The organism is Bacillus solitudinis (assembly GCF_002797395.1).
Taxonomy (GTDB): domain Bacteria; phylum Bacillota; class Bacilli; order Bacillales; family Bacillaceae_D; genus Halalkalibacter_A; species Halalkalibacter_A solitudinis.
On the sequence record NZ_KZ454943.1, the window covers coordinates 1,467,950 to 1,482,055 of the forward strand.

13 protein-coding genes are annotated in these 14,106 nt (G+C 41.8%); 4 read left to right on the plus strand and 9 right to left on the minus strand.

From position 1 onward, the window contains the following. Nucleotides 1–20 precede the first annotated feature (20 nt). From CEF19_RS07165 to CEF19_RS07180, 4 genes are all read right to left on the minus strand, one after another. Complete coding sequence (locus tag CEF19_RS07165) at nucleotides 21–731, minus strand: ComF family protein (protein ID WP_100405463.1); 711 nt, start codon at nucleotides 729–731, stop codon at nucleotides 21–23. Continuing rightward, nucleotides 728–2,074: an ATP-dependent helicase ComFA gene (locus tag CEF19_RS07170; protein WP_100405464.1), complete on the minus strand. Its 1,347-nt coding sequence runs from the start codon at nucleotides 2,072–2,074 to the stop codon at nucleotides 728–730. Before CEF19_RS07170 ends, CEF19_RS07165 begins: the two co-directional genes overlap by 4 nt. Nucleotides 2,075–2,176: 102 nt before the next feature. Continuing rightward, nucleotides 2,177–2,884 (minus strand): response regulator transcription factor, encoded by a 708-nt coding sequence (locus CEF19_RS07175; RefSeq protein WP_100405465.1) that lies wholly within the window; start codon nucleotides 2,882–2,884, stop codon nucleotides 2,177–2,179. Between the two features lie 49 nt (nucleotides 2,885–2,933). After that, the gene (locus CEF19_RS07180; RefSeq protein ID WP_100405466.1) at nucleotides 2,934–4,067 is read right to left on the minus strand and encodes a sensor histidine kinase; all 1,134 of its coding nucleotides are present in this window, start codon (nucleotides 4,065–4,067) and stop codon (nucleotides 2,934–2,936) included. Between the two features lie 340 nt (nucleotides 4,068–4,407). Here CEF19_RS07180 and CEF19_RS07185 point away from each other — a divergent pair, with 340 nt between their 5' ends. Then, on the plus strand, nucleotides 4,408–5,040 hold the full coding sequence (locus tag CEF19_RS07185; protein WP_100405467.1) for a YigZ family protein: 633 nt from the start codon (nucleotides 4,408–4,410) through the stop codon (nucleotides 5,038–5,040). Between the two features lie 77 nt (nucleotides 5,041–5,117). Here the strand turns inward: CEF19_RS07185 and CEF19_RS07190 are convergent, their stop codons facing one another. Together CEF19_RS07190 and CEF19_RS07195 are read right to left on the minus strand one after the other, a co-directional pair. Continuing rightward, nucleotides 5,118–6,113, minus strand: a complete 996-nt coding sequence (locus tag CEF19_RS07190) for a hypothetical protein (RefSeq protein ID WP_100405468.1) — start codon at nucleotides 6,111–6,113, stop codon at nucleotides 5,118–5,120. A 104-nt stretch (nucleotides 6,114–6,217) separates the two neighbouring features. Then, a complete protein-coding gene (locus CEF19_RS07195; protein WP_100405469.1) occupies nucleotides 6,218–7,147 on the minus strand; it encodes a DMT family transporter in 930 nt (309 codons plus the stop codon). 347 nt (nucleotides 7,148–7,494) lie between these two features. On the opposite strand from CEF19_RS07195, the gene CEF19_RS07200 reads away from it, so the two are divergent. Further along, nucleotides 7,495–8,478: an LCP family glycopolymer transferase gene (locus tag CEF19_RS07200; RefSeq protein ID WP_100405470.1), complete on the plus strand. Its 984-nt coding sequence runs from the start codon at nucleotides 7,495–7,497 to the stop codon at nucleotides 8,476–8,478. A gap of 105 nt (nucleotides 8,479–8,583) precedes the next feature. Here CEF19_RS07200 and CEF19_RS07205 read toward each other — a convergent pair whose 3' ends face one another. Continuing rightward, the gene (locus tag CEF19_RS07205) at nucleotides 8,584–9,651 is read right to left on the minus strand and encodes a glycosyltransferase family 4 protein (protein ID WP_100405471.1); all 1,068 of its coding nucleotides are present in this window, start codon (nucleotides 9,649–9,651) and stop codon (nucleotides 8,584–8,586) included. A gap of 358 nt (nucleotides 9,652–10,009) precedes the next feature. Between CEF19_RS07205 and CEF19_RS07210 the strand changes: the two genes are divergently transcribed. Then, nucleotides 10,010–10,222 carry a hypothetical protein gene (locus CEF19_RS07210; RefSeq protein ID WP_100405472.1) on the plus strand — a complete coding sequence of 71 codons (213 nt, stop codon included), beginning with the start codon at nucleotides 10,010–10,012 and terminating at the stop codon, nucleotides 10,220–10,222. 11 nt (nucleotides 10,223–10,233) lie between these two features. After that, nucleotides 10,234–11,592 (plus strand): SpoIID/LytB domain-containing protein, encoded by a 1,359-nt coding sequence (locus tag CEF19_RS07215; RefSeq protein WP_100405473.1) that lies wholly within the window; start codon nucleotides 10,234–10,236, stop codon nucleotides 11,590–11,592. 205 nt (nucleotides 11,593–11,797) lie between these two features. Here CEF19_RS07215 and CEF19_RS07220 read toward each other — a convergent pair whose 3' ends face one another. Continuing rightward, nucleotides 11,798–12,544, minus strand: coding sequence for an S-layer homology domain-containing protein (locus CEF19_RS07220; protein WP_100405474.1), 747 nt, complete (start codon nucleotides 12,542–12,544; stop codon nucleotides 11,798–11,800). Between the two features lie 28 nt (nucleotides 12,545–12,572). Next, nucleotides 12,573–14,105, minus strand: a complete 1,533-nt coding sequence (murJ, locus tag CEF19_RS07225) for a murein biosynthesis integral membrane protein MurJ (RefSeq protein ID WP_100405475.1) — start codon at nucleotides 14,103–14,105, stop codon at nucleotides 12,573–12,575. Nucleotide 14,106: the final 1 nt, after the last annotated feature.

Here is a 14,106-nt window from a genome sequence, read left to right on the forward strand (position 1 = left end):
TGTCGAATATACTAGTGTAATTATGCTCTTGCTACAGTTATTGAAGCAACTTTACTAATCCCAAACTTCTTTAACGTAACTGCCGCTTGTCTTAGCGTCGTTCCTGTCGTATAAATATCATCAATCAGAACAATATTCGATTTTGGTAGAATTACTTCTCTGTTAAGAGAAAAAACTGGGGCAAGAACTTGTTGCACGCGTTCCTGTCTTGTCTTTTTGCTTTGTTTTGAGTCGAGCTGTCTCACGAGTAAGGGATAAGGTTCTGCCCACCCTTTCATGAAGAGCTCTGCTTGGTTAAAGCCGCGTTCCATTAAGCGCTCCTCATGTAAGGGAATTGGAACAGGGAGATATTCACTAAACTTTTCGTGATAAACTTTTTTTAGCTTACTAGCAAAGTATGTTGCAATGACCGCATCACCACGAAATTTATACATCGTCAGCCATTCCTTCAAAAAAGAATTATACTCAAACAGAGATACATTCCTCTCAAGTAATCCCTTTGTTCGTTCATCTTTTTCCCAACGAAGGCAATCATAACAAATGCCATCTTGATATTGCTCGGGAGAAAGCTTATCTAGTGAGCGGCTACAAATTTGACAGGCTACTTCCGAGACTGGACATAGCTGTTGCTCGCAGCGGTTACACAATCTCGCTTGAGGCTCATGAAGAAACAAAGCTCTCCATGTGGGCTTTTCAGCAAAGCGCTCGTTGCAACATAAGCAAATTATCACAGAAACCCCTCCTTGTTCATTTGCTTGATATGATTTAGAGCTGCACGCATCGCTGTTGTTTTTCCATAATGAAAAAAGCAAATATCTCCTTGCGGGTAATCCTTGCTTCGACCGACGCGACCGGCTATTTGCACTAATGCCGCTTCTGTGAATACATCCTCTTCTGCACCAAGTACTGCTACATCTAAATTAGCAATCGTAACACCACGCTCTAAAATGGTTGTCGTTACGAGCAGTTTCAGCTCTCCTTTTCGAAAAGCTTCAAGAGACTGATGGCGCCCTGGGTTCTTAGCGTGCACAGCTTTATGAGGTAATCCTTCTTTTTCAAGGGCAGTTGAGATTTGTTCTAGAACGTTAATTGAGGGGACAAATAAAAAGACAGGCTTTTCTTTGCGAGTGGTAAGCCAGTTTAGGACATTGCGGGGGAGCTTTTGCTTTTGTAGTGCTTTCTTCCAATGACCACACCATGAAAAGGTTGGTTCAGGTAAGGGAAAGCCGTGGTACCGTTTCGGAATTTTAATCACATTGAGATTAGAGGTAACACTTGGGGTGGCACTTAAGTATATTGTTGCTGAGGTAGGCTTTTTTGCTTGGGCTACAGCATATTGAAGGCTTTTGTCAAAGGAGTACGGAAAGGCATCGACCTCATCGATGATAACAACATCAAATGCGCGATAATAGCGCATCACTTGATGAGTTGTAGCAATAATAAACGGAGCTGCAGGGTCTTGGTTCTCACTTCCACCATAAAGAGCAGCGATCGAAACGGAGGGGAACGCTTGCTTTAAACGTGGTGCTAACTCTTTCACCACATCGGTTCTTGGCGTCGCAAGCAAAACGCGGTCCCCTTTTGAGAATGCATGTTCGAGCCCCTGAAATAACACCTCTGTTTTTCCAGCACCACAAACAGCCCAGACTAGCAGTGTTTCCTTGGTTTGAATGGCCTCGCTAACCGCTTCGGACGCTTTCATTTGTCCTGAAGATAACTCTCCGTCCCAGATAAGGCTTGATTGAATATTACAAGGATCGGGGGTAACTGTTTCAGTCCAGCTGTAGAGATAATCGCAGCTCATTACTTTCCCGAGCGAAAGACAGTGGCGACAATACGTACAGTCTCGGTTACATCTTGCACAAGGATGCGAGAAAAAGAGCTGCGCATTCTTATTTCCGCAGCGATCACAAAGGCACTCGCCATTTGTTGTAAGAAGCGCGGGTTCTTTGTTAAGTTGGCCTTTACTTTCGTAGGTTTCTAAGACATTTTCTGAAAAAGGAAGTTCCTTGCGAAGAAGTCGCCTACCGTGGAGAAACTGTTCTAGAGAACGAGAAGAAGCTTGCGTGGACACATTATCACCTCATCGAAAAAGTTGCAAAGCGGTCTTTTATTCAAAAAAATAAGAGATAACGGATTTAATCCGCTATCTCTTATTTTATCATCTTACACTCATCTAGCGAACGATAACATAGCCTTTTTTAATGGCTTCCACAACAGCTTGCGTTCGGTCATTAACGCTCATTTTTTGGAGAATATTACTTACATGGTTTTTAACCGTTTTTTCACTAATAAATAAGGATTCACCAATTGTACGGTTGCTCTGCCCGTCTGTCATAAGCTGAAGAACTTCACACTCACGACGCGTTAAAATATGCAGTGGCTTGCGATATTCAACTTCACGGAAACCAATAGAATCCTCATGTTGATCATCTTCTGTTGCCAGACGACGATATTCTTTAATAAGATTATGTGTAACCTTTGGATGAATATAAGCTCCACCTGATGCAACAACTCTAACCGCTTCAATTAACGCACCTGCATCCATTTCCTTCAGTAAGTATCCAGACGCACCGGTTTTTAACACATGCGCTACATACGTCTCATCATCATGTATCGATAAAATTAACACTTTTATGTTAGGGTATGAAGCAATTAACTCACGTGTTGCTTCTACACCATTTACTTTTGGCATATTAATATCCATAAGGATGACGTCCGGACGGTAATTAGCGACTAAGTCCATCGCTTGCGAACCATCTTCTCCATCAGCGACGACGTCGAAGCCTTCCTCCATTGCTAATATTCGCTTTACACCTTCGCGAAATAATTCATGGTCATCGATAATCACAATTCGGATTGTTTCTTTTAATGTTTCGTTCATCCAGATCCACCTCTCCGTAATTTTGACTCTACTAAATACACTGTTCTGACTAGCCAATCGAAGAAAAAGGTATGTCTATTAACACGACGGTTCCTACATTTACTTTTGATTGAATTGTTAGTTCCCCTTTTAACATCGTTACTCGTTCTTTCATGCCGATTAAACCAAAGGATCCTTCTTTTTTCGAAGACGTGTCAAAACCAACACCATCATCTTTAATTATCATTATAACCTTTGTTGGCTTGATTTCAATTTTCACTTGGATTTCTGTTGGTTTTGCATGCTTATGGGCATTTTGAACTGCTTCTTGAACGAGTCGGAACAGAGCAATCTCAAACTTTTGATCTAAGCGACGTTCTTTTCCAAAGTGTCGAAAGGCTATTGGGACTTGAATATGTTCCTCAAATGTTTTTAAGTATTTTTCCAAAGTTGGAATGAGACCGAGATCGTCTAAAGCCATTGGTCGTAAGTCGTAAATAATTCTCCTCACTTCAGCAAGGGAGTTTTTTACCATCTTTCGTAGGTCACGAATCTCATTTAAGGCTTCTTCAATTCCTCTATCATGATAAATTCGTTCAATTAGCTCAGATCGAAGTAAGACATTTGCCATCATTTGAGCAGGACCATCATGAATTTCTCGAGAAAGGCGTTTCCGCTCCTCCTCTTGTGCTTCAATAATCTTAAGACCAAATGCTTGCTTTTCTCGTGCATCTTCAAGCACTTCATTTACTTGCTGCAAATCACTTGAGAGAAAATTAAAAACAACAGACATTTGACTTGCAAGCTGTTCAGCCCGTTCAATCGTGTCTTTTAACGTATGAAGACGACGCTCCGTACGATCACGGCGTTCACGAAGCTGAACTTCTTCTTGCTGGAGGACAGCTAACTGAATTTGAAAGTTGTTCGCCTGCTCATAGGCACTCTTGACTTCCTCACTCGAATACCGGTCAAAAGACTTACTTACCTCTGCTAACCGGGTCCTCGCAAATCGGGCGTGTAGCTGCGTCCTATCTGATTTTTCAATAATGCTAGCAACCTTTAAACGGACATCCATTAGTTCTTTTTCAAGAGTATTGTACTCCTGTCTTGACTTCTCCCCTATTTCAAAGATTTGCTCGCGACTCTCTCCCACTGTATCTAACGTTTTATTTATTATTTTATCTAACGTAGTTTTGTCAAACAAGCCTATCACCCTTTTGTCGTGACGTAGGTCACGAATGGTCAAGGAAACATTTCTTTATTTATTGCTTCATCTAAAAGTTTCCGCTATCCTTATCTTACAACATTTTGTCAAGTAATACTCTTCTTTTCAGTATTATTGACTGCTTTTCTACGTTTTTCGAGCACGATAAACAGTGTGGGGTAGAAACCTCGCAACTATCGGTCTAGTCTTTAGAGTAAGCAATTAGGGTTAAGGCTATATAACGAGAACAGGTATTTGTTGACATGTCTATCGTAACAAACCTATATTACATAATGATTTCTGACATTTGTAAAACTGTCAAAATTTCAAGGAGGCCGCTATGCTAGCAAGCTACCAAACCGTAAAAGGCAATGGAACACACGAAATTGTTATCCAAAAGTCACGGTTCATTGCTCACTTTATGCGGGCAACGACGGAAGAAGAGGCTCAAAACTTTATAGAAGGCCTAAAAAAAGAGCACTGGAATGCCAATCACAATTGCTCCGCATACTTAATTGGTGAGCGAGATCACATCCAAAAAGCAAATGACGACGGGGAACCCAGCGGAACAGCAGGCGTCCCGATGCTTGAAGTGTTAAAGAAACGTCAGCTAAAGGATACCGTCGTCGTCGTCACCCGCTACTTTGGTGGGATTAAACTTGGAGCAGGAGGATTGATTCGCGCCTATGGTAGCTCAGTGAGTGAAGGCTTAAACGCTGTCGGGGTCGTGAACTGCCAGCTTATGCAAATCATTCATACGAACATCGACTACCACTGGCTCGGCAAGGTAGAAAATGAACTTCGCCAATCCCCCTATCAGCTTAAAGAAATCAGCTACCTCGATCAGGTCGATGTCCAAGCCTACGTCGAGGTCGCAAGCGTCGATACGTTTACCGAATGGATGACAAATCTAACGAACGGCCAAGCCACAATTGAAAAGGGCGAGGTTGAGTATCTAGAAACCGATGTGTGAGACACGCAGCGTATTCATAGCAGAAAGAGCGCCCATGCAAGTGTGGCGCTCTTTCTGCTGCGGGGAGTGGGGAGTGCCTACGCTGCGGCGTGGAGTGGGAGGCTGGGTGGGCGGTTTTCGGCAACTTTGACACTCTTTTCAGCCACTCCGACCGATTTATCAGCAACTTCCCACTCCTTTTCAGCAACTCTGCCTCCTTTTTCAGCAACTTCTCGGTTTTCGGCAACTTTAACACTTTTTTCAGCCACTCCGACCGATTTATCAGCAACTTCCCTCTCCTTTTCGGCAACTCTGCCTCCTTTTTCAGCAACTGCTCGGTTTTCGGCAACTTTGACACTCGTTTCAGCCACTTCGACCGATTTATCAGCAACTTCCGCCTCCTTTTCGGCAACTCCGCCTCCTTTTTCAGCAACTTCTCGGTTTTCGGCAACTTTAACACTCTTTTCAGCCACTCCGACCGATTTATCCGCAACTCCCCTCTCCTTTTCGGCAACTCCGCCTCCTTTTTCAGCAACTTCTCGGTTTTCGGCAACTTTAACACTTTTTTCAGCCACTCCGACCGATTTATCAGCAACTTCCCTCTCCTTTTCGGCAACTCTGCCTCCTTTTTCAGCAACTCCTCGGTTTTCGGCAACTTTGACACTCTTTTCAGCCACTCCGACCGATTTATCAGCAACTTCCCTCTCCTTTTCGGCAACTCCGCCTCCTTTTTCAGCAACTCCTCGGTTTTCGGCAACTTTGGCTCTCTTTTCAGCCACTTCGACCAATTTATCAGCAACTTCCGCCTCCTTTTCAGCAACTCCGCCTCTTTTTTCAGCAACTTCTCGGTTTTCAGCAACTTTGGCTCTCTTTTCAGCCACTCCGACCGATTTATCAGCAACTTCCCTCTCCTTTTCGGCAACTCCGCCTCCTTTTTCAGCAACTCCTCGGTTTTCGGCAACTTTGACACTCTTTTCAGCCACTCCAACTGCTTTATCAGCAACTTTCCCATCCTTTTCGGCAACTCCGCCTCTTTTTTCAGCAACTTCCCTCTCCTTTTCGGCAACTCCTCCTCTTTTTTCAGCAACTCTCACAACTCAGCCCACACTATGCCTATGACTCTGCTCACCGTCTCCCCTAATCATCAGCACCATACAAAAAGAGGCCTCGCTTTGCGAGACCTCTCTCCTTTACTCAGTTAAATCACTTTTTTTACCTTTGATCCTGCAATTGGTTCATTCTGCTTTCTCTCAAGTCCAATCCATGTTAAGCCAGACATGATGATAAAGGCACCAATTATTTGCGTTAGCATAATCGACTCTCCGAAAAACAATGCACCTGTGACAGCTGCAGCTGCTGGGACAACATATCGGAAGAAGTTTGATTTTGTGGCGCCGACACGGTTCATCGAAAAGTTCCAGACGATAAAGGCAAATACTGTACAAAGCAAGACATTAAAAGCAATCGCTCCCCAAACTGGTAACGTCAACCCTGACCAATTAACTTCGCTCCATCCCCCAAGCGTGAAGGGGAATAAGGTTAACGTTCCAAAGAAAATGTACCACGTCGTCACACGTATGGGTGAGTACTTTTTCATTAAAGGCATACAGGCTAAATTAAATAAAGCACCTATTAGACTTACCGCTAAAGCGAGGAAATTACCGATCATATACTGAGATGATAAATCGAGGCTATCCTTCCCCCCTAAAATAATCAAGGCTACCCCTAATAAAGCTAACGCGCCACCGACGACAACCTTCCGTGTTAGCACCTCTTTTGTAAATAAAGGAGCAAACAGCGCAACAAAGATTGGCCAAGGCGCCACATTTAATAAAGAGGCATTCGCGAGTGTCGTATATTTAATTGAATACATCACGAGCAGCTCAAGCACTGCAACACCAAAAAAGCCAATAACTGCAAGCTTCACTAAATCACGAAGCTCCACTTTCACACTGCCTTCGAGAAGCTTAAGGAGCAAAAATAAAAGCGGGATCGCTAATCCAAAACGGATAAACACAAAGATTTCAGCCGAGAACACATCCATCGCCCAACGTGAAATTCCAAAATTCGCACCCCAGATAACTGCGACTAATATTAAACCTACATAATAAATTAAATTTGTTTTCACTTGATGTCCAACTCCATTTTCCCATTAATAAACTTTTATAACCGTTACTTTTACCTATTAACTTTACTCCTTTGTGTACCATCACACAATATACAATTCTTTTCATTTTTAACTATATTAGCAGTCAGCTTAATTGATACCTAGGAAGAGGGATTAGAAAAAGAGGTCTTCACGAGAAATCTCTCATTTTGTAAGCCTCTTATTTAATAGGAAGATTCTAAGACTTTGATCATATTATTGCCTCTTTACGAACCTACCAAATTCCGATATTATGGGAGAAGTGTAGACTTCTGTCTATATTTGTTCGCAAGAGGAACAGTATTTTAATCGTGAAGTGAGGTATTGCGATGTCGCAATCAAGAGTAAAGCGCCGCAAAACGAGGACGCAACGTCTTTTGCGTTCAATTATGGTGCTAGGTATCCTGTCACTGCTTGTGTTTGGTGGAGCTGCTGGTTATTTTATTTACAAGCTCTCTAACGTGACGTCAGGTGCACAACAAGTTTTAGATCGTGGTGGAAAGTCTGAAAAACGGGATGTTGCTGTTAGTCCAAGCAAAGATAACATTTCTATTCTATTCCTCGGTGTCGATGACCGCGACGGAAATCTCGACGGAAGAACAGATGCCCTCCTATTAGCCACATTCAATCAAAAAGACAAAAGCATTAAAATATTAAGTCTCCCCCGTGATTCCTATGTGGAAATCCCAGGTCGTTCCAGTAAAGATAAAATTAATCATGCTCATGCATTTGGTGGGCTTGACCTTGCTGTTAGCACCGTCGAAAACCTACTTGATATTCCTGTTGATTATTATGTGAAATTAAACTTTGATGCATTCGTTGAAATTATCGATGCCTTAGGTGGCGTGGAGCTAGATGTTCCGTTTACTTTCTCAGAGCAGGACAGCAGCGGTAACCATGGAGCGATTACTTTAAATGAGGGAATGCAGACGTTAGATGGTGAAGAAGCACTGGCCTTCGTAAGAATGAGAAAAAAGGATCCACTTGGCGATATTGGACGTGGCATGAGACAACAAGAAGTCATTAAAGCCATTATTAAAAAAGGAGCGTCTCTTACATCCATTACAAGCTATGATGATGTAATTGAGTCTGTCGGTACGCATATGACGACAAACATGAGCTTTGGAAACATGGTTGCCCTTCATTCCTATGCAGGTGCGATTAACAATATTGAAAACATCAATATTGAAGGGGTTAATTCAAGAATCGGTGGAGTTGCTTACTACGAACTCGATGATGTTTCCTTAGAAACAGCTTCAAGGGTGATGCGTGTTCACCTTGGTATTGCTCCGGACGTTGAAACAACACCATAATAGATTTTATAGTGCCCTCGCCATTGTGCGGGGGTTTTTTTTACAAAAAAAAGGATATATCAACAGGTTAATCACAACCTGTTGATATATCCTCAAATTCATGAATTAAGAAGCTCGTTTCGTATTAGCCAATCGTCGAATGAACTTAATCATCGGGCGATAGGAAGAACTGACCAAGCCCACACGCTCAACAATTAACTCAATCATAATTAAGATAACCGCCATGATGAAAAATGTTACCAATAATGTTGATTGTGTCAGTACAATGGCTGCTAACCCGAAAAATGCACTCATCGCATAAATTACTAATACTGTTTTACGATGAGAAAATCCTAAACGTAATAAACAATGATGCAAATGTGACTTATCTGGAGCCGATAACGGCTGCTTGTTCACAATGCGACGAATAATCGCAAAGAATGTATCTGAAATTGGCACTGCCAAAATAATAACCGGAACTAATAATGAGAACACTGTGATATTTTTAAATCCGAGTAAGGAGATAACGGCAATCATATAGCCTAGAAACAATGCTCCAGTGTCTCCCATGAAAATTTTTGCCGGATTAAAGTTATGAATTAAGAAACCAAGTGTGCTTCCAAGTAAAATCGCACCAAGTGCAGCAACAAACAAGTCGCCTTCAATAACTGCTAGTGATGAAATGGTTAGTAATACAATTGCCGAAACCCCTGCAGCGAGCCCGTCTAACCCATCAATTAAATTAATCGCATTCGTAATTCCGATAATCCAGAGAATAGTTAATGGAATACTGAACCATCCTAATTCAAGACGACCGTCAAACGGTAAGTTAATAAATTGAACTTGAACCGCAGAACCACCAACGCCTAATACGACAATGAGTGCGGCAAGGATTTGACCTAATAACTTCCACTTAGCAGAAAGCTCAATCATATCATCTAAGAATCCCGTTAGAATGATGATAAAGCTCCCGATTAAAATTGGGATTAAGTAAGGACTTTCCGGCTGCGAAATAATAAAGCCAACAAGAAAACCAATATATATTGCAAGCCCGCCTAAACGTGCCATTACTTTTTGATGTACTTTACGATGATTTGGTTTATCCGTTGCTCCAATTTTTATCGCCAGTTTTCGTACCAATGGTGTAATGAGTACCGTGACGATAAAACAAACCACTAACGCCAACCCGATCATAATTACCCTCCTTAATATATACCTTCTCCATTAATAACAATCTTAAAGCATGTAAATTTCAACTTTTTCAAGTGCTGTGTTTAAGCAAAATAATTCCTATTATGAGAACGGAATATAGGCCCTTGCACAAAACATAACAAGATGGATTATACCACATAGAATCTGAATCTGTTTATGTTTTTTTGAGTTTCATAACTTATACACATTTTCACACTGTCTATTTAACGCTTGACGTCTACTTAAGGTAACAAGATTATACAATTTTTTCAATGAATCTATTTTTTCTAACGATAGACTCTATGAATCTTCCCTTATTTTGTTATAATCAAACTAGTCTATTAAGGAGGTTTTTCACGTCATGAGGAAACGATTAATTATTGCTAGTCTCGTTGCGTTTCTTGCCATCGGTACTGCTACAACTACTACATTAGCGAACACTCAACCTGTTTTAGCAAGTGTTGATTGGGTACTAAATCAAGTCAAACCTTTCAAAGATCGCATCGATACCTTAGAAACACGCATCGCGGATCTTGAAATGCAAGTCGAAGAATTGAAAAATAACTCGAAGTAGGAGACCGAATAATGAAGATATTGAAATGGATGATAATTGCTTTGTTTCCGATCTGTCTGCTTCTCTTTCCTGGTGCGACTTTCGCCAATACGGTCGTTACATACGACACGCCAGTTAAAGTAAAGCTTATCCCTTCCATTAACTTTAATGTGAAGACCACTGGCACTTATCGCCTATTAAACGTCGACAATCAGAAAGAAGTACTCTATTCTGGGGACCTTCAATTTAGACATACACCGAACCAAGTGACCGTAAGAGTTGGCGATAGAGAATACACTTCAAATAAAGGGTTTGAACTTCAAGAAGTTTTCAACCCTGAATTGAAATTTCTCACGATAACATCTGTCCAACAAAGTTCACAATTTGTTACAGCTGACTATCGCGGATCGTTTATTGTAGAACCAGGAAAAGATCGTCTTACGCTTTATAACTTACTTCATATTGAAGATTACATTCTAGGTGTCGTTCCGCGTGAAATGCCTGCATCGTGGCATTCTGAAGCACTAAAGGCACAAGCTATCGCCGCACGGAATTATGCACGTATTCAAATGACCAACAATGAGTTTTTAGTTGATACAATTGCCAACCAAGTATACGGTGGGAAAGCTGGAGAACACACTCGGACAAATCAAGCAGTTCGCGATACAAGAGGACAATATGCGCTTACCTCAACTGGGAAGATCATTAATGCCTTTTTCCACTCAAGCTCTGGGGGATATACCGAAAATAGTGAGAACGTTTGGACAAGCCAATTATCGTATATCAAAGCAGTTCATGACCCTTATGATTTGCATACATCAAATTCAAACCGTTCATGGACAACAACAATGGACCGAAGCAATATTGAACAAGCGGTCTTTGGCTCTGGCACTCGCCTAACCGACCTTGAAGTGACCGAACGAACGAGTCAAGCCAAAAGTGTACAGAAAATCGTTGCAACAGGTGTTCGCACAGCTACAGGCGAAATCGTTAAAGTAACGTTACCGAAAACGGGGTCGACCCCTGATTCGCTACGTTCCACTTTAGGGGGATCATTAAAGAGTATTTATTTTAACGTCGCTTCAACAGACAGCTCGGCTTTAGTTAAGACAGCAAATGGCTCTAATCAGAAGGTAGATTACACATATGGGGCAACGCTACAAACAGCGAGTGGTCAGTCTAAAATCCAAAGTAACAATCTTACCGTCCGCACCACCACATCTACTATATCCTACCCAACTACCGCGTCAGCATACACATTTACCGGAAGCGGTTGGGGGCATCGCCTTGGCATGAGCCAATGGGGTGCACGTGGAATGGCTGAAGCCGGCAAAACATATGATGAAATTTTAAAACATTACTACACCGGAATCAAAATTGGACAACCATAAGAAGAAGCTGCTGTGCAGCTTTTTCTTATGAGCACGGAGCGAAGACACTGCAGTGTGCAGCGTCCTTGCCCCTCCATGAACAAGCTCTTCATAAACTTTTGAGTCCATTCAAAAATTTTTCCTGAATCGTTAAAAAATCTTGCCCTTTTTTTAAAAATTCAAAACAGGAGTGCATTGCCTATGAGGCGCTGCACTCCTGTTTGTTTTATGGTCGGAATGGTTCGTGGATGGTTCTTGCTAAAAAGAGCGAGAACTGAGCACGGGTTGTCGTTTCATTTGGCCGGAATGCTTTTCCAGCTTCCGTTGTAATGCGATGATGCGCAATTGTGTTAATTTGCGCAAAGTTCGGATAGTCACTATCAATATCAGTAAATGTATACGTTTGATCAGCCGCTGATAAATTAAACGCGCGCGTTAACAGCACTGCCATCTGTGAACGTTTCAAACCGTCACCTGGTAGCATTTTGCCGTCACGACCTGACATCAATCCATGATATTCAAGAACGCGAAGCTGCTCATACGTATGGTGATCTTTTGAAACATCGGTTGCTTTCAACTCGTAATCACTTGGTGCCGTTAGTTTAAGCTCACGAACGAGCATACTTGCTGTTTGAGCACGAGTAATTGTTTGATTCGGTCTGAAGGTTCCATCACTATAACCCCTAATAACATTTCGTTCACTTAAGTATATAATTTCATCAATAGCAAAATAATCAGTCTTAATATCTGTAAATGGAGAAGAGGCTGGTTGTCCCTTTAGAGCATTAATATCCGCCTCAAGCTTCATCACCCGATCCTCTGCGGCCTTCGCCTTTGAATTAACTTCCTTTACTTGAACGTCTACCCACTCAGCACTTGCCACTTCGTCTGCTGTGGAAGCACCTGCGTCCGAACACCCTACAAGAAGAATCACACCTAGAAGTGCCATGCCTGCTACTTTCAACTTCCTCATTCGGTTCACCTCTTCATATCTATTAAATCTAACCACGTTTCAATAGTTTTCTTCTCACCACAGACTGAAGTTGCTCAATCTCTGGAAGTTTCAAAATTCTCGCTAGACCAGCAAAAACAATAATCGTTACAACTAGTCCCACACTTAATGTTAAAATTGGAAACTCAATTGGCATCAACACTTTCACACCAAATAATGCAAGAGCTAGTCCACCAAAGAGGACCATTAAGCTAAGGGTTGATTTCCCTGAACCCCGCTTGAACATCTTTAATTGTAACACGAATTTAGCTGCAATAACTAAGAATAAAAAATTACATAACGCACTAATTGATGTAGCAGCCGCTAAGCCAAGTGCCCCGAATCGTTCCATTAAAACAATATTTAAAATGACATTAATTCCCAGCACTGAAATGACACTTAACGTCACAGGAAGGACAGACTTTTCTCTCGCATAAAAGAAACGTGTTACATACAAATTAGCTGAGTGAGCAAACATTGCAAACACAAGCAACTGAAAAAGCGGTGCGGCAATAAGCGTCGACTCTCTATTAAATTGACCGTACTCGAACACTGCGATGAAAATTTCTTCCGCAAAAAAGAGTGAAAAAATCGTCGCAGGGATAATCGTAAGTACAAGCATTCGCAATCCCTTTTGATAAAGTCCAGCAATATCAGCATGCTCATTCGCTGCAACCTTTTTAGCTAAAAGGGGATAAACGACCGTCGTCACAGCAGTCATTAACACACTTTGAGGAAGCTGAACAATTTTCGACGAGTAATTTAGCGCCGCTATCATCCCGTCCTCTAGCTCTGATGCAAAGACGCGATGAATAAGGAAATAGAGCTGCAACGTTGCCCCACCTAATAATATTGGCAAACCGAGTCTCAACAATTTTGTCATTTCCTTATTGCTTTTAAAGGAGAAGCGAAATCTAAGAAAATTCCCTTTACGGACAAGATAGACGAGCATCACGACCATAATAAATGCACTAATAATCGCGCCATACGCATGTCCATACGCACCGATAAAAGGATAAAGAATCACCACAAGTACAACAAAGCTTGCATTCATAACAAACGTGGACGCCGTAGCCATTTTAAATTTTTCATTTACATTTAATATTCCTGTTAACCACATCGATAAAACAAGGAAAAAGGTCGAGGGAGCCATAATCACAAACAACTCACTCGTTAGCGCAAGCTCATCCCCTGTTAACCCCCTGAATATCAATGATATGACCTGTTCTGAGAAAACCATCAGCAGTACGGTGAAGCCAACTAATCCAACGGTAAGCCATGAAAACACCGTCTGCAAAAAATACTCTCGCTCCAATGGATGACCCATTTTACTATAAATCGAAATGAACGCTGTCGTAATCGCACCACCAACGACAACGTAAAAAAAGTTCGGTAACGTATACGCCGTAACAACGCTATCGGCGACATACGACGTTCCGAACTGATACCCAATAATCACTTCACGTAAAAATCCAATAAAACGTGATCCTAAGTTAATGACCGCTACGGCCCCAATGACCGCAATGAGCGATTTACCTTTCACG